This is a genomic window from Actinokineospora sp. (assembly GCF_050699995.1).
Lineage (GTDB): Bacteria > Actinomycetota > Actinomycetes > Mycobacteriales > Pseudonocardiaceae > Actinokineospora.
The window spans coordinates 1-21,108 of sequence record NZ_JBOHGC010000419.1 but is presented as its reverse complement, the minus strand read 5'-3'; the positions used below and the strand labels follow the sequence as shown (position 1 = coordinate 21,108).

22 protein-coding genes are annotated in these 21,108 nt (G+C 70.2%); 15 read left to right on the top strand and 7 right to left on the bottom strand.

Going from position 1 to position 21,108, the window contains the following annotated elements:
• The 5 genes from ACRDSQ_RS20665 to ACRDSQ_RS20645 form a co-directional block, all read left to right on the top strand.
• The coding region (locus ACRDSQ_RS20665) for a HAMP domain-containing protein (protein ID WP_431423332.1) at positions 1-1,410 on the top strand (1,410 nt) is incomplete at its 5' end.
• Complete coding sequence (gene pgsB, locus ACRDSQ_RS20660; protein ID WP_431423330.1) at positions 1,407-2,618, top strand: poly-gamma-glutamate synthase PgsB; 1,212 nt, start codon at positions 1,407-1,409, stop codon at positions 2,616-2,618. The genes ACRDSQ_RS20665 and pgsB, both read left to right, overlap by 4 nt.
• Positions 2,615-3,109 carry a poly-gamma-glutamate biosynthesis protein PgsC/CapC gene (locus tag ACRDSQ_RS20655; RefSeq protein ID WP_228770300.1) on the top strand — a complete coding sequence of 165 codons (495 nt, stop codon included), beginning with the start codon at positions 2,615-2,617 and terminating at the stop codon, positions 3,107-3,109. Before pgsB ends, ACRDSQ_RS20655 begins: the two co-directional genes overlap by 4 nt.
• A 10-nt stretch (positions 3,110-3,119) precedes the next feature.
• Positions 3,120-4,157 (top strand): NlpC/P60 family protein, encoded by a 1,038-nt coding sequence (locus tag ACRDSQ_RS20650; RefSeq protein WP_431423328.1) that lies wholly within the window; start codon positions 3,120-3,122, stop codon positions 4,155-4,157.
• Positions 4,158-4,184: 27 nt separating this feature from the next.
• Positions 4,185-4,865: a TetR/AcrR family transcriptional regulator C-terminal domain-containing protein gene (locus tag ACRDSQ_RS20645; protein ID WP_431423326.1), complete on the top strand. Its 681-nt coding sequence runs from the start codon at positions 4,185-4,187 to the stop codon at positions 4,863-4,865.
• A gap of 235 nt (positions 4,866-5,100) precedes the next feature.
• Here ACRDSQ_RS20645 and ACRDSQ_RS20640 read toward each other — a convergent pair whose 3' ends face one another.
• Positions 5,101-5,463 carry a MarR family winged helix-turn-helix transcriptional regulator gene (locus ACRDSQ_RS20640; RefSeq protein ID WP_431423324.1) on the bottom strand — a complete coding sequence of 121 codons (363 nt, stop codon included), beginning with the start codon at positions 5,461-5,463 and terminating at the stop codon, positions 5,101-5,103.
• 90 nt (positions 5,464-5,553) lie between these two features.
• Here ACRDSQ_RS20640 and ACRDSQ_RS20635 point away from each other — a divergent pair, with 90 nt between their 5' ends.
• The 3 genes from ACRDSQ_RS20635 (at position 5,554) to ACRDSQ_RS20625 (ending at position 7,958) form a co-directional block, all read left to right on the top strand.
• A complete protein-coding gene (locus ACRDSQ_RS20635) occupies positions 5,554-5,982 on the top strand; it encodes a hypothetical protein (RefSeq protein ID WP_431423323.1) in 429 nt (142 codons plus the stop codon).
• A 78-nt stretch (positions 5,983-6,060) separates the two neighbouring features.
• Entirely contained in the window at positions 6,061-6,948 is an 888-nt protein-coding gene (locus tag ACRDSQ_RS20630; protein WP_431423322.1) for a hypothetical protein, read from the top strand.
• A gap of 2 nt (positions 6,949-6,950) precedes the next feature.
• The gene (locus ACRDSQ_RS20625; protein WP_431423321.1) at positions 6,951-7,958 is read left to right on the top strand and encodes a S66 family peptidase; all 1,008 of its coding nucleotides are present in this window, start codon (positions 6,951-6,953) and stop codon (positions 7,956-7,958) included.
• A 65-nt stretch (positions 7,959-8,023) separates the two neighbouring features.
• Here ACRDSQ_RS20625 and ACRDSQ_RS20620 read toward each other — a convergent pair whose 3' ends face one another.
• Positions 8,024-9,343, bottom strand: coding sequence for an aminotransferase class V-fold PLP-dependent enzyme (locus tag ACRDSQ_RS20620; protein WP_431423319.1), 1,320 nt, complete (start codon positions 9,341-9,343; stop codon positions 8,024-8,026).
• 259 nt (positions 9,344-9,602) lie between these two features.
• Between ACRDSQ_RS20620 and mtnA the strand changes: the two genes are divergently transcribed.
• Genes mtnA through mtnC form a run of 4 tightly spaced genes read left to right on the top strand, consistent with a single transcriptional unit; the run spans position 9,603 to position 12,431 of the window.
• Positions 9,603-10,589, top strand: a complete 987-nt coding sequence (mtnA, locus tag ACRDSQ_RS20615) for an S-methyl-5-thioribose-1-phosphate isomerase (protein ID WP_431423317.1) — start codon at positions 9,603-9,605, stop codon at positions 10,587-10,589.
• Positions 10,586-11,176, top strand: coding sequence for a methylthioribulose 1-phosphate dehydratase (gene mtnB / locus ACRDSQ_RS20610; protein ID WP_431423316.1), 591 nt, complete (start codon positions 10,586-10,588; stop codon positions 11,174-11,176). Before mtnA ends, mtnB begins: the two co-directional genes overlap by 4 nt.
• The gene (locus ACRDSQ_RS20605) at positions 11,176-11,748 is read left to right on the top strand and encodes a 1,2-dihydroxy-3-keto-5-methylthiopentene dioxygenase (protein ID WP_431423315.1); all 573 of its coding nucleotides are present in this window, start codon (positions 11,176-11,178) and stop codon (positions 11,746-11,748) included. Before mtnB ends, ACRDSQ_RS20605 begins: the two co-directional genes overlap by 1 nt.
• The gene (gene mtnC, locus ACRDSQ_RS20600; RefSeq protein WP_431423313.1) at positions 11,745-12,431 is read left to right on the top strand and encodes an acireductone synthase; all 687 of its coding nucleotides are present in this window, start codon (positions 11,745-11,747) and stop codon (positions 12,429-12,431) included. The genes ACRDSQ_RS20605 and mtnC overlap by 4 nt, the downstream gene beginning before the upstream one ends.
• Before the next feature lie 121 nt (positions 12,432-12,552).
• Here the strand turns inward: mtnC and ACRDSQ_RS20595 are convergent, their stop codons facing one another.
• On the bottom strand, positions 12,553-13,323 hold the full coding sequence (locus ACRDSQ_RS20595; protein ID WP_431423312.1) for a helix-turn-helix transcriptional regulator: 771 nt from the start codon (positions 13,321-13,323) through the stop codon (positions 12,553-12,555).
• Between the two features lie 234 nt (positions 13,324-13,557).
• Between ACRDSQ_RS20595 and ACRDSQ_RS20590 the strand changes: the two genes are divergently transcribed.
• Positions 13,558-14,337: an AfsR/SARP family transcriptional regulator gene (locus ACRDSQ_RS20590; RefSeq protein ID WP_431423310.1), complete on the top strand. Its 780-nt coding sequence runs from the start codon at positions 13,558-13,560 to the stop codon at positions 14,335-14,337.
• A 275-nt stretch (positions 14,338-14,612) separates the two neighbouring features.
• On the opposite strand, the gene ACRDSQ_RS20585 is transcribed toward ACRDSQ_RS20590, so the two are convergent.
• Positions 14,613-15,806, bottom strand: a complete 1,194-nt coding sequence (locus ACRDSQ_RS20585) for an RNA-guided endonuclease InsQ/TnpB family protein (protein ID WP_431423308.1) — start codon at positions 15,804-15,806, stop codon at positions 14,613-14,615.
• Between the two features lie 116 nt (positions 15,807-15,922).
• On the opposite strand from ACRDSQ_RS20585, the gene ACRDSQ_RS20580 reads away from it, so the two are divergent.
• Entirely contained in the window at positions 15,923-16,567 is a 645-nt protein-coding gene (locus ACRDSQ_RS20580; RefSeq protein WP_431423306.1) for a response regulator, read from the top strand.
• Positions 16,568-16,884: 317 nt separating this feature from the next.
• Here ACRDSQ_RS20580 and ACRDSQ_RS20575 read toward each other — a convergent pair whose 3' ends face one another.
• The 3 genes from ACRDSQ_RS20575 to aroH all read right to left on the bottom strand — a co-directional run bounded on the left by ACRDSQ_RS20575 (position 16,885) and on the right by aroH (position 20,665).
• Positions 16,885-19,056, bottom strand: a complete 2,172-nt coding sequence (locus tag ACRDSQ_RS20575; RefSeq protein ID WP_431423304.1) for a molybdopterin-dependent oxidoreductase — start codon at positions 19,054-19,056, stop codon at positions 16,885-16,887.
• Positions 19,057-19,179: 123 nt separating this feature from the next.
• Positions 19,180-20,220: a 3-deoxy-7-phosphoheptulonate synthase gene (gene aroF / locus ACRDSQ_RS20570; RefSeq protein WP_431423303.1), complete on the bottom strand. Its 1,041-nt coding sequence runs from the start codon at positions 20,218-20,220 to the stop codon at positions 19,180-19,182.
• Positions 20,221-20,245: 25 nt separating this feature from the next.
• Positions 20,246-20,665, bottom strand: coding sequence for a chorismate mutase (gene aroH, locus ACRDSQ_RS20565; protein WP_431423301.1), 420 nt, complete (start codon positions 20,663-20,665; stop codon positions 20,246-20,248).
• Between the two features lie 120 nt (positions 20,666-20,785).
• On the opposite strand from aroH, the gene ACRDSQ_RS20560 reads away from it, so the two are divergent.
• On the top strand, positions 20,786-21,064 hold the full coding sequence (locus tag ACRDSQ_RS20560; protein ID WP_431423299.1) for a DUF2277 domain-containing protein: 279 nt from the start codon (positions 20,786-20,788) through the stop codon (positions 21,062-21,064).
• Positions 21,065-21,108: the final 44 nt, after the last annotated feature.

Sequence of the window (21,108 nt, the reverse complement as noted above, 5' to 3'; positions counted from 1 at the left end):
GCCGCGCCCGGTCTCGGCCCGGTCGGGCTGGCCGTGGTCGCCGTCGCCCAGGTCCCGACCGGCACGGCGACGGGCACGGTGGGCGTGCTGCCCGCCTGCGCCATCGCGGTGGTCGCCCTGGCCGGCTTCCTGCTGATCCGCCGGAGCCTGGTCACCCCCGTCCTGCGGCTGCGCGCCGACGCGTTGCGGGTGGCCAGCGGGGACCTCGCCAAGCCGGTGCGGGTGCCCCACACCATCGAGTCACGGCGGATCGCCCTGGCGTTCGAACACTGCCGGACCACGATGAGCGGGGAGTCTCCTCGGCGCCACCGCCCGCGCCGTGGGCTGTCGGCCCGCGCCGCCGTGATCGTCGCGACCGTGGGCGTCCTGGGCTGGTCGGCGGGCATGGCCCTGCTCGCGACCCGCCATGAGGTCACCGTCCAGGAGTCGGTCGTCACCGGACTGCGTGATCAGACCGCGAGCACCGGCGCGGCGCTGCGGCACAGCCTCGGCGGCGGCCTCGCCGACCTCAAGGCGGTGGCCACCCTCAACCAGAGCGCGGACACCGCCGCGCTGCGGCCGGTGCTCGACCGGCTGCACGCGACCCAATCGCGCTACCGCAGCGTCTATCTGGTCGACAAGGACGGCCGCGCCCGCCACGTCGCGGGCCGCAAGCCATTGCGCGCATCCATTCCGCCGCCGTCGGTGGCCGGGGTGCGCCAAGACGGCGGCAGCCGCGTCGCGGTGCTCTACGCGCATGTCCCGCTGCCCGAGGGCGCCGCCGTGATCGGCGAGTTCGACATCGACCGGATCGCCGAGCTGCTGCGCCGCGCACCCGGCAAGGTGCGCCTGCTCGACGCGGACCTGCGCACGCTCGCCGCGACCGACGGCTACGTCGCCTTCGAGAAGGTCTCCGCCGATCGGTTGCGGCGGGGCGTGGAAGCGGTTCGGGGCGGTGGAACCGCGCAGGTCCTCGACGGTTCGGCGGTGGTCGTGGCGACCGCCCTGCACGGCGGTGAGGCCACCGGGTCCGGCTGGTCGGTCGTGGCGGAGAAGCCGGTGGGCGAACTGGCGCTCGCCGACAACACGTTGCGGCGCAACGCTTTGGTCGTGGCCGTGATCGGCGCGCTGCTCGCCATGTTGCTGTTCGGGTGGCACCACTTCCTGCTGGTCCGACCGCTTCGCGCACTCGCTGAACGGGCCGACAGGCTGGTCGCGGGTGATCTCGGCACCGTCCTCCACCCGCAGCGACACGACCAGATCGGGACTCTGGTGTCCTGCCTGGAGATCTGCCGCCAGGGGGTCGTCGACGGGATCGACCGGCTCGGCGAGGTCCGGCGGCCACGGGGGACGGCCACGGAGGCCACCGTGCTGATCCCCCGCATCGATGCGCCCACGCCGGTGCGGCGGCCGGAAGCGCTGAGCCGATGACGTTCCTCTACTGCGTGCTGCTCCTGTCGTGCGTGGGCCTGTTGGTGAGCGGAATGGTCGAGCAGCGCAGGCATTACGCGAACCTGCGGTGGATCGAGCACCGGGTGCTGGTCAACGGCATCCGCGGCAAGAGCTCGATCACCCGGCTGTGCGCGGGCGCGCTGCGCGGCGGCGGGCTGGTGACCGTGGCGAAGACCACCGGCACGGCGGCGCGCTTCATCCACCCGGACGGCAGCGAGGAACCGGTGTACCGCAAGTTCGGCATCGCCAACGTGGTCGAGCAGATCGGCATCGTGCGCAAGGCCGCCGCGTACCGGCCCGACGCGCTGGTCATCGAGTGCATGGCGGTCATGCCGGAACTGCAGGAGATCAACCAGGGCAAGCTGGTCCGCTCGACCATCGGCGTGCTGTGCAACGTGCGCGAGGACCACCTCGCCGAGATGGGCCCGACCCTCGACGATGTCGCCCGGTCGCTGAGCAGGTCCATGCCGGTCGGCGGCATCTGCGTCACCGCCGAGCGTGAGCGGCTGCCCATCCTGCAACGCGAGGCCGCTCGGCGCGACTGCGAGCTGATCGCCGTGGCGCCGGAGTCGGTGTCCGACGCGGAGATGGCCGGGTTCACCTGGATCACCTTCAAGGAGAACGTGGCGATCGCGCTGGCCGTGGCCGACCTGCTCGGGGTCAACCGAAACCTGGCTCTCGAAGGCATGTGGGCGGCGCCCCCGGACCCCGGCGTGCTGGCCGTCAATCGCTACCGGCACGGTGAGAAATCGCTGCGGGTGGCGAATGTGTTCGCCGCCAACGACCCGGAGTCGACCCTGATGAACATCGAGCAGCTGCTCGACCGCGGCGCCATCGAACGGCCGCTGCACGTGGTGATCAACTGCAGGCCGGACCGCATCGAGCGCAACGCGCAGATGGGCGCCTTGGTCGCCGACCTCGACCCGGAACGGGTCGTGCTGATCGGTGAGCCGACGCGCAGCGCCCGGCAGGCGATTCCCCAGCGGTGGCAGGGAATCGTCGCCGACCTCGGCGGCGGCGGCAGACGGCCCGCCGAGCTGGTGGACGCGATCATGGCCGATGTCGACGCGACGGCCTCGCTGGTCGCCATCGGCAACATCCACGGCCAAGGCGAACTGCTGCTCGCCGCCCTCGACACCCTCGACCAAGCACCCACAGCCGGTGTGGTGGAACGGAGAACGCCTTGACCGGCCACGGAATCGGCGGCGAGCTGTCGCCCGAGATCGCCACGATCGGCCTGGCGATCGGCTTGGTGCTCTCACTGGTCTGCTACCTGACCACCAACCTCTCCCCCGGCGGCATGATCACCCCGGGCTGGCTGGCGCTGACGCTGGTCGAGGACTACCGCCGCGCGGGCATCGTCGTGGTGATGACCGGTTTGACCTTCGGCGCGACGAAAGTGCTGCAGCGTCTCGTGATCCTCTACGGCAAGCGGCTGTTCGCGGCGGTGGTCCTGACCGGGGTGCTCCTGCAGACGACGATGGTCCTGGTCATCCAGCACGACTATCCGCTGCTGTTCGCCCACCAGACGCTCGGGTTCGTCGTGCCGGGCCTGATCGCCTACCAGCTCGTCCGCCAGCCGCCTGGCGCGACGCTCCTGGCGACCAGCACGGTCAGCTTCGCCGCCTACGGCATCCTCGCGACCGGCGTGCTCGCCGGCATCGTGCCGACCATCTGAGGGAACACCGATGCCGAACGCCGCGGCGGGCCGGATCGCCCGCGCCACCGTCTTCACCGTCACCATCGGCCTGGCCGCGTGGGGCGTGTTCCACTTCGCCCGGCAGGTCGGCGGCGCGGCCGACGGCCAGGCGTCGACGACCCTGGTCACCGACTCGCGCGGCGCCGACCCGGCCGGACCCCTGCGCTACGAGCGGCTGAGCGGGCCGGACCGCACGGTCGTGCGGACCTCTTCAGGCGCGGTCCTGGCCACCCTGACCGACGGCGCCCGGACGGCGGCGATCACCGGGCCGCGCCGCACCTTGAGCGAGCCGAAGACGACCACGGCGTCCGTGGTGACCAGCACGTGGGTGCGGCTGCTGCCCGGCGAGTGGCGAGCGGGCGAGGAGGACGCGCCCTGGTTCGGCCCCTGGCTCGCCAAGGCCCGCGACGACCGCGAGCCAGACCTCCTGGCGATCGCCACCCAATACCTCGACGGCGCGCCGAACGAGCACGACGGCAACGGCGTCCGGTTCCGTGGCGACGCCGCGTTCGGGCCGGTCGCGGCCTCCGGTGTCGGACGGCTGGAGCGCTCGGACTTCGTCGACTACCTCGGCGTCACGTGGACCTTCCCCGACGGCGCCAAGCGCAAACCGGACCGCACCCGTCACGGCGCCGCCGACTGCTCCGGATTCGTCCGCCTCGTCTTCGGCTACCGCGGCGGCTACCCGCTGCTCGGCGGCAACGACCCCGGGCCGGGACTGCCCAGGCGCGCCTACGCGATGGCGGAGTCCGGCCCCGGCGTCGTCCTGGTGCCGAACACGCACACGACGGCGACCGATTACGCCCGGCTCCAGCCGGGCGACCTGGTGTTCTTCGAATCCGAGGACGACGACACGCAGGTCGACCACTCGGGGATCTACCTGGGCATCGACACCTACGGGCACCACCGGTTCGTCTCCAGCCGGGAACGCGCCAACGGCCCCACCATGGGCGACCTCGGCGGCACGTCCCTGCTCGACGACGGCGGCCACTACTCCCGCGCCTGGCGCACCGCGCGCCGCGTCTGAGACCGGCCGCAAGTGTACGGTGTACACATGTCAAGCGATCCGCGTCGCGTCCCGCTTAACCGCGACCGTGTCCTACGTGCCGCCGTGGCGCTCGCCGACGAGGTGGGCATCGAGTCGTTGAGCATGCGCAACCTCGCCCAAGAGCTGGGCGTGGTGCCGATGGCGCTTTACAAGCACGTGGCCAACAAGGAAGAACTCCTCGACGGCATGGTCGAGGTCATCGTCGGCGAGATAGCCGCCCCGGTGTCCGACACCGACTGGAAGTCCGCGATCCGCCAACGCGTCCTCTCGGCGCGGCAGGCACTGCTGCGCCACCGCTGGGCGTCGCAGGTGATCGAATCGCGCAGCCACGCCACCCCGGTGGTGCTCGCGTACATGGACTCGCTGATCGGCATGTTCCGGGCGGGCGGGTACTCCGTCGACCTGACCCACCACGTGATGCACGCGCTCGGCAGCCGGATGTGGGGGTTCACCCAGGAGGTGTTCCCAACCCCGCCACCCCCGCAGGACCCGGACCTGCGCGCGGCGATGTTCACCCAGTTCGCCGAGAAATATCCACACATCGTCGAACTGGCCACCGCGACCGCCCACGACGCGGAATCGTCAGTCGGCGGCGGGTGCGACGACCAGTTCGAGTTCGAGTTCGCGTTGGACGTGCTCCTGGACGGCTTCGAACGACTCCACCAGCAGCGCTGGACCTCGGATTAGGTCAGCGACCCACGGCCCGCTCCAGCTGAGCCTTGGTCATCTTCGACCGGCCCTCGATCCCCTTCTCCCGAGCCTCGTTGTAGAGCTGGTCGCGGGTCCGCCCACCAGGCCCCTTGTGCGACCCCAGGCCCTGCTCGTGCTGGCGTTCCCGCTTCGCGTTCCACGCCCCGCTGCGGCATGACGACCTCCTCCAGCCTTTTCCTGCCGAGGGCCGGTTGCCCAGCCCACAGCGGAATCAGTCGTCGAAGGTCAGGGTTTCCTTGAGGATCTCGCGGTGGGTCGGCTTGGCCTGCTCGTAACGGCGCAGGCCCGCCTCGGTGAGGATCACGAAGATCCCACGGCGGTCCATCTCGCACATCACGCGCTCGACCAGGCCTTCGCGCTCCATCCGGGCGACCAGCCGGGAGGTGGCGCTCTGGCTGAGGTGCACCGCCTCGGTCAGGTCGGTGCCGCGGCACTTCTCTTCGCTGGTGGCCAGCCGCTCGAGGGCCTCGAACTCGCTGACGCCGATGCCGTGCTTGGACTGGAGTTCGCACTCCAGGGCGCCGAAAACCGCCGCGCGGGGTGTTGGGACGGCGGGAGGAGCAGGCGGTGGCACCGGAGTTGGCCTTCGCCGCGGAGTGAGGGCGGTGGGGCGGCCTGGCCGTTTGGGGGGTGCCAGGCCGCCCCGCGTGTCACCCTGTTCCGCATGGTGCTCAAGGTGATCGGCACACTGGCCGCTGTCCTGTTCGTCGTGGCGTGCGGTGAGGGAACTTCGGCGGAGAAGTCGCCACTGTGCTCGCCGGACTACCAGGCGGGCGAGCTGACCGTCACCCGCGAGAACCCGGTGGGATCCACGCAGGAACCACCGCCGACCAGGACGACCACCGACGCGGAGACGATCCGCAAGGTCGCCCGCGCGGTCTGCGACCTGCCCTCGCCGCCGTCGGACCAGCAATGCACCGCTGATCTGGGCCCGATCTTCGTCCTGCGGTTCCTCGACACGTCCGGAAAGCCCATCGTGGTGCGAGCCGAGGCGTTCAGTTGCCGCCACGTCAGCGGCCTCGACGTCCAGCGGCAGGCACAGCCCGCACTGTGGCGGGCGCTCACCGCCGCGGGCCTACCGTCCGCGGGATAGGCGAGGTGTTCCCACGCGACCACTGGTGCCCGGAAATGTCCGGCCACAAACGACGGCCGGGACTGTACGGTTCCGGGCATGACGCAGCCGCCGCACCGTCCGCAGGGCGCACCGCAGCCGAACTGGCAGCCTGGTCAGCACCCCCAGCCCGGCCAGTACCCGCCTCACCAGGACCCGTACTGGCAGGAGCAGCCCCAGCAGCCGCAGCACCGGCAGGAGGAGCCGCGCCCGCGCCAAGCCGACTACCGCGCGCAGCAGCGTCCTGAGTACCAGGCACCGCAGCAGCAGCAGCGGACGCAGGCGCCGAGGCCGCCCGCGCCTCGGGCGGAGCCGCCGTCATCGTCTTCCGGGTTTCGGATTCCCGGCATCGGGCTCATCCTCACGCTGCTCGGCAGCGCGGTGCTGCTGCTGTGTCTGACGGTGTTGCCGTGGGTCAGCCAGGGCAACGACCCGCGCTCGCTGTTCGACCTGTGGGAGACGCTGTCCAATGGCGGCGCGAACAGCTTCGGCGACTGGTACGTCGTCCTGTTCACCTACCCGCTGATGATCCTCGGTGTGCTGCTGTCGTTCGCCGCCGTCCTGGAATCGGTCGCGATGAAGGTGGTCTGGGCCGGGCTGATGCTCCTCGGCCTGGGCTACCTGTTGCTGCGTTACGGCCTTGGCCCGATGACCGGGTCCTTCGGCGAGCAGGAGTTCGGCACGAAGGAGATCGTCGTCGCGCTGGTGGCCGTCGCGGGTGTGGTGTTGGTGGTGTTCGTGCTCAAAACCGCGGTCAGCATGTTCCGCCGGGTGGCCGGGCTGGTCCTCATCGGACTGTCCGGGGTGCACGTGTTCGCCGTCATGGACCTGCAGAAGGCCACGGACCTCAGCGACCTGAGCGTCGGCGCCTTCGGCCCCACCCTGGGCTACCTGCTCGTCGGCGTCGCCGCCCTGATCGGCCCCCGCCGACTGGTGTCGGGGCCGTAGCGATGCGGTTTCCAGCACCACTCAAGTCCGGTGACCGGATCGGCGTCACCTCGCCGTCGAGCGGGGTGGACGCCGATCTGTGGCCCCGCCTCGAGTTCGCGATCGGCACGGCGCGGTCGAGGGGATTCGAGGTCACGGTCGGCTCGTGCATGGACGGCACCGGCCACGTGAGCGCGCCCGCCGCCGAGCGCGCGCGGGAACTGACCGCCATGCTGACCGACCCGGACATCCGAGCGGTCGTGCCGCCGTGGGGCGGGAAATCCGCTATCGATCTGCTGCCCCTGCTCGATTGGGACGCGATCCGCGACGCCGAGCCGACGTGGGTGGTCGGATTCTCCGACATGTCGACGATCATCACCCCGCTCACGCTGCTGACGGGGGTCGCGACCATCCACGGCAACAACCTCATGGACACGCCCTACCGCGCCCCGAGCGGGCTGCTGACCTGGCTGGACATCGCCGCCCTGCCCGCCGGATCGACCTTCACCCAGTCCTCCCCCGGCGTCCACCGCTCCGGCGGGTTCGACGACTACCAGCGGCACCCGGACGTCGCCGAGTTCACCCTCGACCGCCCCGGGCACTGGACCCGCCTCGACGGCGACGGCGATGTGGACGTGTCCGGCCGGTTGATCGGCGGCTGCGTCGAAACGGTCTGCAACCTCATGGGCACCCGCTTCGGTGACACGTCAGCGATCCCCGGTGACCTGCTCGTCTATGTCGAAGTCAGCGGTGACGACGCCGCGACGATCTGCCGCAACCTGCACGGTATGCGGCTCGCCGGGTTCTTCGACCGGGCGAGCGCCGTGCTGATCGGCCGCACCCACGCCCCCGACTACCCTTCGCTCACTCAGCACGAAGCGGTGGTCGACGCCCTTGGCGGGCTTGGGATCCCGCTCATCGCCGACGTCGACTGCGGCCACGTCCCGCCCTACCTGCCGCTGGTCAACGGCGCACTCGGCCGCGTCGTCCACAACGCGACCGAGAGCACCGTCATCCAAACGTTGGCCTAGCGCCTGCGCCACGTGGTCGAGGTCGTGGCCTGCTTTCCGTTGCGCGACAGCACAAGCGCGTGGGGTCACTCCCCCGAGGCGGTCAGCTCGCGCAGGCCCTCGATCAGCCGGTCGATGTGCTCGATCTTGGAGCCCAGACCGACGGACGCGCGGACCGCGGTGGGTGGCAGCGTGCATTGGGCGGAACCCGCCTCCCGCAGCAGGCCTCGGGTCAGCGGGTGGGAGCAGAACAGGCCGTCGCGCACGCCGATCCCGTACCGCTTGGCGAGGAACGCCGACACGTCCGACGAGTCGTGTCCGGCGACGGCGAAGGTGACGATCCCGACGCGGTCGGCGTCCGTGCCGAAGATCGACAGCTCCCGGGCGCCCGGCACCGTGGCGAGCCCCTCGCGCAGGGTCGCGACCAGCCGGTGCTCGTGCGCGGCCATGGCGTCCCAGTCCGCGTCGTCGAGAGCGGTGCAGACCGCGGCCATGGCGATCGCGCCGATGACGTTGGGGCTGCCCGCCTCGTGCCTGCTCGGCGACGGGTGCCAGCTCACGTCGCCCGCCGCGTCGCCGACGAGCGCGCTCGCGCCGCCACCGGCCAGGTACGGGGTCGCCGCGTCCATCCAGTCCGACCGGCCGGCGAGGATGCCCGCCCCGAACGGCGCGTACAGCTTGTGGCCGGACAGGGCCAGGTAGTCGACGTCGAGTTCGGCCATGTCGACCCGGCGGTGCGGGGCCAGCTGCGCGGCGTCGAGGGCGATGCGGGCGTCCACGCTGCGCGCGACCCTGGCCAGTTCGGCCACCGGCCACACCTCGCCGGTCACGTTCGAGGCGCCGGTCACGGCCAGCAGGATCGGGCCGGTGTGGGTGCGGCGCAGGTCCGTGAGCGCCGCCTCTGCGGAGGCGACGGCCTCGGCCGGGGTCGCGGGGACCGGAAGCCGGATCGGGTCGCGCCACGGCAGCAGGTTGGCGTGGTGCTCCCCGGCGAAGGTCACCACCTTCGCGTCCGCGGGGACGAGGTGCGCCAGCAGGTTGAGCGAGTCGGTGGTACTGCGGGTGAACACCACCAAGTCCTCGGGACGGGCGCCGATGAACCAGCCCAGGGTCTGCCGGGCGTGCTCGAACCCGCGGGTGCACTTCTGCGACAGCGCCCCGGCGCCGCGGTGGACGCTCGCGTAGTACGGGAGGATCTCGTTGACCGCCTCCTGCGCGGCGACCGCGCACGGCGCTGAGGCCGCGTAGTCGAGGTTGGCGTATGTCAGCAGACCGCGGGGCGTGTCGACGACGACATCCCCACCGAGCACGCGCGGCCCGGGCGGTCGTTCCTCCACTTGGCCCTCCGGCTGCAGGCGCCGGGTGCGGGTGGCGGCGATGGGGTTGGGTGGGGACTGCGTCGACATGGGGTGGGTCCTCCCGAAGCTCGTACGTGCGCGTCGGCTCGTGCCCGACGACGCAACAACCTGGCACCTGCGCATCCCCGCGTACACAGCCACTCGGTGTGATCTTCACTGTTCCCAGGTTCACATCTCATGTGACGGCGAACAAGGAACGCGCGCCGGAGCGCAGAAACCAGGAATCCTCTTTGTGGGACGGCGTCGGCTCCCCGGCCGCCGCGCATTATAGTGGCCCCCGGAATCGGACGACGAGCGGAACGGGGCCATGGCGCGGTCGCTGGCATGGGAAGACGGCAGCGTTGTCGCGGTGGACCAATGCGCGTTGCCGAATGACTACCGTGAGCTTCGGCTGCGCACGGTCGACGAGGTCATCGACGCAATCAAGCGGCTGGCCATCCGCGGCGCCCCCGCGATCGGTGTCGCCGGCGCGCTCGCCGTGGCCATCTCCGCGGACCTGCACGTCGTTGACGGCCGCTGCGATGCCGACGCCGTGCGGGCCGACGCGCGCCGCATCGCCGACTCCCGGCCGACCGCGGTCAACCTGAGCTGGGCCGTCGACCGGGTCCTCGCCCACCTCGACGGCGGCGCGCCCGCGGTGCTGGCCGAGGCCCTGGCGATCCTGTCCGAGGACGAGGACCGCAACCGGGCCGCCGCCGCGAACGCCGCCGACCTGGTGCTGCGGCTGTGCGAGCGCCGCCCGCTGCGGCTGCTGACCCACTGCAACACCGGCAGGCTCGCCACCGTGGCCTGGGGCACCGCACTGGGCACGATCCGGACGCTGGCCGAGGCCGGTCACGTCGAGGAAGTGCTGTTCGGCGAGACCCGCCCACTGCTGCAGGGCGCCCGGCTGACCGCGTGGGAACTGGCCGAGGCGGGCATCGCGCACCGGCTGTGCGTGGACTCCGCCGGTCCGGCCGCGCTCGCCGCCGGGATGGTCGACTGCGTGCTCGTCGGCGCCGACCGGGTCTGCGCGAACGGCGACGTGGCCAACAAGATCGGGACCTACTCGCTGGCCCTGGCGGCCCGGCGCGCCAGTGTGCCGTTCATCGTCGTGGCCCCGGTCTCGACGCTCGACCCGACCCTGGCCACCGGCGCCGACATCGAGATCGAGCAGCGCTCGGCCGACGAGGTCACGCTGTTCGGCGGGGTCGCCGCCGCGCCCGCGGGGACCGCCGTGTTCAACCCGGCCTTCGACGTGACACCCGCCGACCTGATCACCGCCGTCGTCACCGAGCAGGGGATTTTCGGATGACCGACCTCGCAGCCATGTCCGCCCAGCTCTACGCGCGGGGGTGGATGGAGGGCACCGCGGGCAACATCTCGGTGCGGCTCGACGCCGAGACCGCGCTGGTCACCGCCAGCGGGGTCAGCAAAGGCTCCATGACCAGCGAGGACACCGTCCGGGTCGGAATCGCCGACGCGCGGCCGGTCGGGTCCGACGGCAAGCGTCCGTCGGCTGAGACATCCATCCACACCGCGCTCTACCAGGTGTTTCCCGACTGCGGCGCGGTCGTGCACGCGCACCCGCCCTACGCCACAGCGGTCGCCGCGCTGGCCGCCCGACGCGGCGCCGACGTCGAGGAGTTCGTCGGGCTGGAGATCATCAAGGGGTTGGGCGCCACCGACAAGGTCCTGATCCCGGTCTTCGAGAACCACGCCGAGGTGCCGCGCATCGGCGCCGACGTCGCCGCCCGGCTGACCCCGGACGCTCCCCCGGCGCTGCTGATCGGCGCGCACGGCGCGACGACGTGGGGGCCGACGCTGGAGTCCGCGCGCAACCGGATGGAATGCCTCGAAATGCTGTGCAGGCTGCGTCTGCTGATCGAAAGGAACACGTGATGACCCTGCTGCAGGTCATGCCGGAAGACGACGCCACGACGGTGCTCGTGCGTACCCGGGATTCCGCTGAGATCTCCGCGCAGCTCGCGCCGTTCGGCATCACGCTGGAGAACTGGGACACCGTCGACCTGCCCGCGGGCGCGGGTCAGGACGAGGTGCTCGCCGCCTACCGCTCCGAGGTGGACCGGGTGGCCAAGGAGGGCCCGTATCCGCTGGTCGACGTGGTCCGGCTGGTTCCCGACGACAGTGACCCGGACTGGCAGGCGAAGGCCGACGGCGCGCGGACCAAGTTCCTCGACGAGCACACCCACGACGAGGACGAGGTCCGCTTCTTCGTCGAGGGCATCGGCTGCTTCTACCTGCACCTCGACGGCAAGGTCTACGCGGTGGTGTGCGAGGCGGGAGACCTGATGTCGGTCCCCGCGGGCACGACGCACTGGTTCGACATGGGCTCGCGGCCGCACTTCTGCGCGATCCGCTTCTTCCAGGAGGAGGACGGCTGGGTGGCGGGCTTCACCGGGTCGAAGATCTCCGCCGCGATGCCGACCCTCGACGAGCTGCCGGCCGCGTGATCAGCTCCGTCGTCCTCGACATCGAGGGCACCACGAGTCCGCTGTCGGCCGTCCACGACATCCTGTTCCCCTATGCGCGGGACCGGATCGCGGACTGGATCGGCGACGAGCGCCCGGGCGCCCCGGAGGTCAGCGCCGGGGTCCGGGAGCTGGCCGGACCCGACGCCGACGTGGTGGCCACGCTGCTCGACTGGCACGACCAGAACCTCAAGCACAGTCCGCTCAAGACACTGCACGGGCTGATCTGGGAACGCGGCTTCCTCGCGGGCGAGCTGCGCGGGGTGGTGCATCCGGACGTGCCGCCCGCGCTGGCGCGGTGGCGCGAGCACGGGGTGCGGATCTGGATCTACTCCTCGGGTTCCGTGCTCGCGCAGCGGCTCTGGTTCTCCCAGACCGACCAGGGTGACCTGCTGTCGTTGCTGGACGGGCACTTCGACACCGTCAGCGGCGGGCCGAAGAAGGAAGTGGCGTCGTATCAGCACATCGCCGGCGTGATCGGCGTCCCGCCGGGCGACATCCTGTTCCTGTCCGACGCCGTCGCCGAACTCGACGCCGCGCGCGCGGCCGGGTGGCGCACTGTCGGCGTGAGCAGGCCCGAGGACGGGAACCCCGACGTGGGAACACATCCGGCGGTCGCGTCGTTCGAAGCCGTTCCACATGAGGAATTCCCACCGCAACCATGAGGACGTCACACCGAAGCCTTGTGCCGCACCATTAGTGCACGGAAGGGCTTCGGTTCGCGGAAGCGGACCACCACCCGATCACGGCCGGCGCCGCGAACGGCGCCGGTCGTGACACCGTGGATCAGACCGCGCGCAACCGGTGCGTGCGGCCGGTTCCGGCGCCGAGCATGTCCCGACGAGCCAGCGTGACGGCGATGGGCGGATCGGTGGGATCGAGTTCCCGCATCCGCACGTCGACGTAGTCCCCCGCCCCGACGACCTCGCGCGGCGCGCCGATGAGGATCTCACCGGTGACCGGGCGGGCCAGCGCCACGACGTGCCAACTGCCCGCGGGCACACCGGGAATCGTGAACGAGGAGGCACCCGAGGCCGCCACGTACCGGAACGCGACGGGCCCGCTCTGCGGGATCGCGTCGGCGAAGAGGCCGACGAGCACGTTGCCGCGCATGCCTTCGGGCAGGGTGATCCGGCCGGACACCGAGTCCGGCCCGGAGACCAGCCCGACCTGCGGGCCGACGTCCTCCAGGGAGGGCAGCGCGAAGAAGCCGGGCGCGACCGCCAGCAGCAGCTTCGCCACCTCGGGCGAGCGGTACTGGGTCGGTGTCAGGCCGACGGCTTTGGTGAACCGGCTGGTGAACGTGCCCACACTGCTGTAGCCCACGCCGCACACGATGTCCGAGACAGTCATCGAAGTGGTCAGCAGCAACCGCTTCGCCTCGAACAGCCGCACCGCCGTGAGGTATCTGCCCGGCGTCACCCCGGTCTCCTTGGAGAAGACGCGGGAGAAGTGGAATGGACTGATGAACACCTCGGAAGCCAACTCGGTCAACGCGATCGGCTCGGCGTACCGAGCGCGGATCGCCGCGATCGCCTTCCGGATAACGGGCTTCATGGCACCCTCCTGTCTGGGTCGGGGACCGTTCCACCCCCGTACTCTCCGCACCTACAGTGCTACGCACTGTTCGAGGCGTGGACGAAGCCAGGACTAACGCCACGTCCGGCGCATGCGTTGCGCATCCTCGCGGTGCCACCGACTCACCTGGGCATTCGTGTGTTGATCACTAACGCGACGCGCACGTGGGGACTACGGTCGAAGGACAGGCGGCCGAGGGGAGGGCGACCCACAGTGACCGGCGCGCGCGGAGACCAGCACCTGGTTCGCTTCACCCTGCTGGGCCCGTTGGAGGTCCGCATGGACGACGTGGACTACGCCCCCACCGGCCCGAAGGTCCTGCAACTGCTCGCGCTCCTGCTGATGCGCGCGGGCCAGGTCGTCGACTCGGAGACGATCATCCGCGAGTTATGGTCGCAGCACCCGCCGCGAAGCGTGCGCAAGACGATGCAGACCTACGTGTACCACCTGCGGCAGTGCATCGAGCGCAACGGCTTGGCCGGTTCGGACGTGCTGCGCACCAAGGCGCCCGGGTATGTGTTCAAAGTGGACCCGGAGCAGATCGACGTCTTCACCTTCCGCCGGATGTTCCGCCAAGGCCGTGACTTGATGGCGGACGGCAGGCCCGCGGAGGCAGCCAGAACACTGCGCGCGGCGCTGGCGCTGTGGTCGGGCCCGCCGATGTCCAACGTTCCCTGCGGCCCGGTCCTGTCGGCGTACACGGTGGACTTGGAAGAGCAGCAGCACGCGGCCAGGTACCTGCGCATCCAGGCCGAGATCGACGCGGGCCAACACCGTGACCTGATCGCCGAACTGCGCTCCCTGGTCACCGAAAACCCCCACGACGAAGGCCTGCACGGACAACTGATGCGCGCCCTGGGCCTGAGCGGCAGGCGCCTGGAGGCGCTGGAGATGTACCGGGAGCTGCGGGCCAAGCTGAACGAGGAACTCGGCCTGGAACCCTGCGCGGACCTCCAGCGGCTGCAACAGGAACTCCTGTCCGTCGGTCGCTAGACTGTTTCAAGTAGACACTCACGCCGTCACCCAAGGTTCGTGACGACATCACTGTCTTTCACCCGATCGTGTTGGCTATCGTCGGTGTAGGAAGTCCCCCTAGAGCTGACACCGTCCGCTGCTGCGAAACACTTGCGCGGCGGGCGGTGTCCCCCCAATCCCGACGTGTGTCCGCCCCCGGGTTTACGATGGCTCTCGCTGTTCGAATCTCGCTTGAGCAAGGGGACCAACTTGACATCCTTCCCCGCCTGAAAGGCCGAGAATTCCAACAGCAACTACCGCACGGAGAGGTGGTCGCGTTGAGGTTCACGGTTCACGGGCTTACCCAACGGCGAGCCTCCCCGTGCAGTCACGGCATGCCCTGCCGCAATTCGAATATTGCAGGCCGCGTTCACATCCGCGTTACAGGCAAAGGCGCAGGATCGGCACTGGAAGACGGCTTGGCTCTCGCGCGCCTCCCGATCCACGACCCCACACGCCGAACAACGCTGACTCGTATAACGCGGATCGACTTTCACCACCCGTCCCAGAGTCTTGCGCTCCAGGCGGGTCACCAACTGGCCCCACCCGTTGGCGAGGATTCCGCGGTTCAGGCCGGCCTTCTGCCGCACGCCCCGACCGGGCGCGTCGATCGTGCCTTTCGCCGACCGGGTCATGTTGCTGATCTTGAGGTCTTCGACCGCGATCACGTCGAAGTCCCGGGCGAGCCGGGTGCTGATCTTCTCCACCCAGTCCTTGCGCCGATCGGTTTCGCGGACCTTGAGCCTCGCGATCGCCGTCTTGACCTTGCCGCGCCGGTTGGAACCGCGCTCGGCCCGGGCCAGCCTGCGCTGCAGCCGCAACATCCGGGCCTTGTCGCTGTCGCGGAGAACTGGCACGTTCAGCAGTTCACCGGTGGACAGCGCTGCCGAGACCGCGACACCGCGGTCCACTCCCACTGCCGCACCCGTTCCCGGCCCGGCGATGGGGTCGGGCACCACGGCGAATGCCACGTGCCAGCGCCCCGCCCGATCACGAGTGACACGGTAGGACTTCATACCGCAGGCGACCGCGCGGGACCACCGGAACCGCACCCAGCCGATCTTGGGCACGTTGACCTCGCCGACATTGCGAGATACCCGGCGGACATTGCTGGGCTTGACTCCTACAATCCGGAAACCCTCGGCCCGTTCGCGGCTACGCCAGGTCGGCCGCTGATGAGTGCCGCCGAAGAAGTTCGCCATCGCCTGGGCGAAATCCTTCAACGCCTGCTGCTGCACGATTACGGACCCCGCCGCCAACCACGGATACGCCGCACGCGCCTGCGTCAACTGACGACACTGCTCGCCATACCCGGGCGCGCTGATGCGACCTGGCTGCCAGTGGGCGTGCTGCTCCACCGCGAGATTCCATACGAACCGGGCATGCCCACAATGCTGCAACAGCGCCCGCTCCTGAGCTGGGGTCGGCTGGAGGCGAAACCGGGACATACCAATCAACCTAACAACCACCACCGACAAAACCAGGAGACACGGGTGAGATCGGGCAGGCCAGGACAAAGTTGGGCCTTTGCGGGCCTCATAGATCCGAGTCCTCCCCGCCGCGAATGCCGGAGCATCCTCGGGGGGCCCTCGTGATCAGGGTGCTGCTCGCCGAGGACATGCACCTGGTGCGGGGTGCTCTCGTCGCGCTGCTCAACCTCGAACCGGACATCGAGGTCGTCGCCGAGGTGGCGGAGGGCGACAAGATCGTGCCCGCCGCGCGGGCGGCGAATCCGGATGTCGCGATCATCGACATCGACCTGCCCGGAAAAGACGGCCTCACCGCCGCGACCGAACTCCAGGTCGAGGTCCCCACCTGCCGCACCCTGATGCTGACCAGCCTGGGCCGACCCGCCACAGTCCGCCGGGCACTGGCCGCGAAGGTCAACGGCTTCATGCTCAAGGACGCACCCGCGGACAAGCTGGCCAACGCGGTCCGTCAGATCGCCGCCGGTGAGCGGGTCGTGGACAGCCAACTGGCACTCGCCGCCTGGGACATGCCGGATTGCCCGCTGACCGACCGCGAGACCGAGATCCTGCGGCTGGCCGCTGACGGGCATGACGCGGGCCAGATCGCCGGGAAGCTGTTCCTGTCGCCCGGGACCGTGCGGAACTACCTGGCCTCGATCGTGACCAAACTCGGCGCCCGCAACCGCGTCGACGCCATCCGCATCGCCCGCGAGGCAGGCTGGCTCTCCCCTTCCGGCTGACGCTGTCGGTGCGGTGCAGCGCGAAGGCGGGGAACTGCTGGAGCGACTGCCAATTCACCCGGACGGGCCACGCACGCCCACCAAGGACCGGCGGATCCCAACGGTCCCTGCCCATGCCCTCAGCCTGCCCATGCCCTCAGCCTGCCCTTGCCCAGTCCTTCCCCTCGCCCCAGCCCTTCCCCGGTCCTGAGCATGGGGTGCAGCGGGGCTTATCAGGCCCCCGCGAAGCCGAACGGCTGTCCTCGCTCCAGTCCTTCCCCTCGGCCCTGCCCTTTCCCTAGCCCTCCCCCTGCTCCCTCCCCGGAGCCACCGGGAGCTCAGCCCACCGGCAGAACAGTCACCGGAACCCCACTGAACACAGCATTCCCAGACCCCCGATCAATCACCAACTCCGAAGTCAACACATTCGCGTTGACCCCCGCATGCTCCACAGCCACCGCGCCGGCAGGCGCCGAGTGCCCCCACCCATGCGGCAGGCTCACCACCCCCGCCATGATCGAGTCAGTCACCTCGACGTCAACCTCCAAAGCCCCAGAGGCAGACCGCACAACCGCCCGAGCCCCCAGGCCCAACCGCGCCACGTCAACAGGATTCACCTGCAACGTGCACTGATTGCTCCCCCCTACCAACGACCGCACGTTGTGCAGCCAGCTGTTGTTCGACCGCAACTGCCGCCGCCCGATCAACAGCAGATCCGCCGGCGCCGAAGACAGCCGGTCACGCAGCCGCGAGACATCCGCGACCAACGCGGCCGGGGCGAGTTCGACCAACCCGGACTCGGTGCGGAGCAACTCCCCGAACCGCGGCTCCAACGGCCCGAAGTCGATCCCGCTCGGCTTCTCCCGCAGCGAAGCCAGCGTCAGCCCGTACGGCCCAAGCCGCAGCAGGGCGTCCAGCAGGACCTCTGGCCCGCTCGGCCCCTCCAGCTCGGCCCGAACCGAAGCCGGGTCACGACCATGGATCGGCGTCCCGGGGATGTTCACGAAAGCCTCGATCAGACCGCCGACGATCATCTCGTCCAGCACCGACGGGTCCGTGTCGGCGCCCTGGCCGCCCGCGATCAGCGTCAGGCGGGCCATGATCTCCGCCTCCGACCGCTGGTCGTCCTCCAGCGGGTGGATCGCAGGCGAGTAGCGGGCGTAGTTGCGCACCGCCACCGTCAGTTCCATCAGGTCGTAGTGCGGCGTCTGCAGAATCCTCGGCGGCGGGAGGATCACATGGGCGTGCTTGGTCGTCTCGTTCAGATACGGGTCGACGCACACCATGAAGTCGAGGTCGGCGAACGCCCGGTCCAGCCGCGGGCCGTTCGGGGCCGACAGGACCAGGTTGCCCGCGATGGTGATCATCGCCCGGACCTGGCCTTCGCCGGGTGTCTCGACCTCGTCGGCGAGGGTGGCGACCGGGAACTCGCCCATGATCTCCGGGAGGCCGCGGACCCGGCTGTGCCAGTTTCCCAGGGTGAACGGCTGCCGCGTGCGGAAGACCTCCAGCGCCGCCGTGCGGGTGAACATGACGCCGCCGGGGCGGTCGAAGTTGCCGGTGAGGATGTTGACCACGTCCACCAGCCACTGCGCGACCGTGCCGAATTCCGCTGTGCTGGTGCCGATCCGGGCGTAGACGGCGGCGGTCGGTGCTGCGGCCAGTTCGAGGGCGATGCGGGTGATCGTGTCGGCGGGGACGCCGCAGACCGGGGAGACGACGTCGGGACTGAAGTCGGCGGCGAGCGCCCGCAGGTCGTCCAGGCCCGCGACGTCGACCTCGACGGACGTCAGGTCCTCAGCGAAGAGGGTATGGACGATGCCGAGAAGCAAGTATGGGTCCGTGCCGGGGCGGATGGTCAGGTGTTCGTCGGCGATCGTGGCCGTGCGGGTGCGGCGCGGGTCGACCACGACGAGTTTGCCGCCGCGGGCGCGCAAAGCCTTGAGCCTGCCCGCGAAATCGGGGGCCACGCACAGCGAACCGTTGGACACGACAGGGTTCGCACCGAGGATCAGCAGGTAGTCCGTCCGGTCCAGGTCCGGCACCGGGAATGCCATGGCGTCGCCGAACATCAGACCGGTGCTCACATGCTTGGGCATCTGGTCGATGGTCGCGGCGGAGTAGATGTTCTTGCTCCCCAGCGACTGCGACAGCGGCTGGCGGTACGTGAAGCCCGCCATCGTGTGGTACGTCGGGTTGCCGAAGTACACCGCGACCGCGTCCCGCCCGTGCTTGTCCCACACGCCGCGCAGACCGGTCTCGACCGCGGTGAACGCCTCTTCCCAGCTGACCTCGTGCCACTCGTCGCCCTTGCGCACCAACGGATGACGCAGCCGGTCCGGGTCGGAGTCGATGTTGGCCAGGCTCGCGCCCTTGGGGCACAGGTAGCCCTTGGACAACGGGTCGTCCTGGTCGCCCTTGACCGAGGTCACCCGGTCGTTGTCGTCCAAGGTGAGCCGCAGGCCGCAGACGGCGTCACAGATGGGGCAGGTGCGGTGCGCGGTTCTCATCGACACTCCTGGGCGCTGGCGTCGTGGGCTGTCCCATCATGTCCCGCACGCGCGACGCGGAGATCTTCCGAAATGCGGACTGTCGGGCACTCCGGCAGGAGCTGCCCGACAGTCCACACAGGATCAGCCTGCCAGCCACTCCTCGCGCTCGCCGGGCGTGCGGCCCATGAACGCCGTGAGGTGCCGCAGCGAGTGCGCGAGCGTCTGCAGATCCTCCTTGACCAGCGCCTGCGGCCCGTCGCACAGCGCCGCCTCCGGCTGCGGGTGCACGTCGATGATCAGCCCGTCGGCCCCCGCGACGATCGCCGCCCGGCTCAGCGGAAGCACCAGGTCGCGCCTGCCGCCGGAGTGCGACGGGTCGACGATGACCGGCAGGTGCGAGAGCCGCTGCGCGACCGGGACCGCGGAGATGTCGAGCGTGTTGCGGGTCGCGGTCTCGAACGTGCGGATGCCGCGCTCGCACAGCACGATGTCGAGGTTGCCGCGCTGGGCGATGTACTCCGCGGCCATCAGCCACTCCTCGATGGTGGCGTTCATGCCACGCTTGAGGAGAACCGGCTTGCCGCACTCCCCGACCGCCTGCAGCAGCGGGAAGTTCTGCATGTTGCGGGTGCCGACCTGGAGCATGTCGGCGTAGTTGGCGACCACCTCGACGTCGCGCGGCCCGACGACCTCGGTGACGATCGGCATCGCGGTGATCTTGCGGGTGTCGGCCAGGATCCGCAGTCCGTGGATCCCCAGCCCCTGGAAGGCGTACGGCGACGTGCGCGGCTTGAACGCGCCGCCACGCAGGATCGTCGCACCCGCCGCCTGCGCCATCCGGGCCGCGGCGAGCGTCTGCTCCGGGGTCTCCACCGCGCACGGGCCGGCGATCATGGTCACGGTGTGCGGCCCGATCGGCACACCGCCGACCTGCACCGTGGTGCGCGCCGGGTGGTGCTCGCGGCTGACGAGCTTGTACCCGGCGGTGATCCGCCGGACGTTGCTCACGCCCTTGAGCCGGTCCAGGTCCATCTCGGCGAACCGGTCGACGTCGCCGACCAGCCCGATGATCGTGCGGCGCACTCCCCTGCTGACGAATGCCTGACCGTCGACCGACTCGACCTGTTCGACGACCGCCGCGACATCCGCCTCGGTCGCGTCGGCCGTCATCACGATAACCATGAGCGTGGTTCCTCTCGTCCTTCCGTCACGCGGACAAGCTCGAGCCGCCGCGGGATTGCCGCTGCCGGGATTGGCGGGTGCCCGCGGCCAAGTCCGGCCGCAGCCTCCCCGCGCCGCGCAGATAGACGTGTTCGACGTCGCCGCGCGAGAGGTCGGTGTTGACGTGGGCGAGCACCCGGACGACCCGGCTGAGCGCGTTGGGCACGGCGATCTCGGTGGCGCACATGAGCGGCACGTCCACCAGTCCGAGCTCGCGCGCGGCCACCGCGGGGAAGCCGCTCGCGAGATCGGGTGTCATGGTGAAGAACAAGCTGATGATGTCGTCGGCCACGAGACCGTTGCGGCTCATGATCTCCACCAGCAGGGTGCCGGTGTCGGCGACAATGAGCGCCGCCTCGTCCCGGTCGACCTGGATAGCGCCGCGAATCGCCCGCACCGCCGTCATCCCGCCACCGCCAAGATCGTCGACACCTTCCCGAACCCGTTGGGGGCGCGGAATCTCAGCGTGCCACCGAGCGATTGCGGTCGTCTTCTCCGGCAGTGCCGGATGTGTCACCCTGGAGGCATGTGCCGCAACATTCGTGTCCTCCACAACTTCGAGCCGCCCGCGACCGAGGACGAGGTCCACGCGGCGGCGGTCCAGTACGTGCGCAAGGTCAGCGGCTCGACGAAGCCGTCGGCGGCGAACCGCGAGGCCTTCGACCGCGCGGTCGAGCAGGTGGCCGCGGCGACCCGTGACCTGCTCGACTCCCTCGTCACCACCGCGTCCCCGCGCGACCGTGAGATCGAGGCGGCAAAGGCCCGAGCCCGCGCGGCCGAGCGCTACGGCGTGCGCGGGGTGTAGCAGTCCCCGGACAGCCCCGGACAGAGCGAGCCCCGGCACCCAGG